This is a genomic window from Polaribacter sp. BAL334 (genome assembly GCF_015767435.1).
Lineage (GTDB): Bacteria > Bacteroidota > Bacteroidia > Flavobacteriales > Flavobacteriaceae > Polaribacter.
On the sequence record NZ_JADWOV010000204.1, the window covers coordinates 1 to 786 of the forward strand.

General features: G+C 38.5%; 1 protein-coding gene. It reads right to left on the bottom strand.

The features are described from left to right. The coding region (locus tag IU405_RS01155; RefSeq protein ID WP_197436794.1) for a sugar kinase at positions 1 to 751 on the bottom strand (751 nt) is incomplete at its 3' end. Positions 752 to 786 lie beyond the last annotated feature (35 nt).

Sequence of the window (786 nt, forward strand, 5' to 3'; positions counted from 1 at the left end):
ATCTTGATACTCTGCCACCACCCATTCCATTCATCAAGGCCTCTACTTCTTGTACGGTTGATAAATTAATATCCCCAGAAATCGAATGTTTTAAGCATGTGGCAGCCACTGCAAATTCTAAAGCTTTTTGATGATTGTTTGGCCAAGTTATCATACCATGAATAATTCCTGCCATAAAAGCATCACCTGCACCAATTCTATCAATGATGTGAGATACATAATATTTCCGTGATTTGTATAGTTTTTCGCCGTCCCAAAACAGGGCACTCAACCCATTGGATGAAGCATTGGCTTTGATTCTTTTGGTACTTACAATATTTTTTAATTTTGGAAAAGTGGTCATCCATTTAGAAAACACTTCTTCTGTAGTTTCCTTTTCGTCGAAAGAGATGCCCAATACTTTTTCGGTTTCGTCTATTCCGCCAAGCAACAAATCGCTATATTTCACTAAATTAGGCATTACTTCATTAGGATTTTTCCCATATTGCCATAGTGTTGGTCTGTAATTCAAATCTGCCGAAATAGTTAAGCCCATGCGTGAAGCCGTTTCTAATGCTTCCTGACACAAATCAGCCAGTTCTTGAGAAAGCGATGGTGTGATGCCTGACCAGTGAAACCAACAAGCATCTTTAAAAATCTCTTCCCAATTAATTATACCTTTTCTCAGCAGTGAAAAGGACGAATTTTCACGATCATAAACTACTTTTCCGGGGCGCTCTGAGGCACCTTGTTCAAAATAATATATTCCCAACCGTTTACCTTGATAAGTCACAACCGGACTAATAC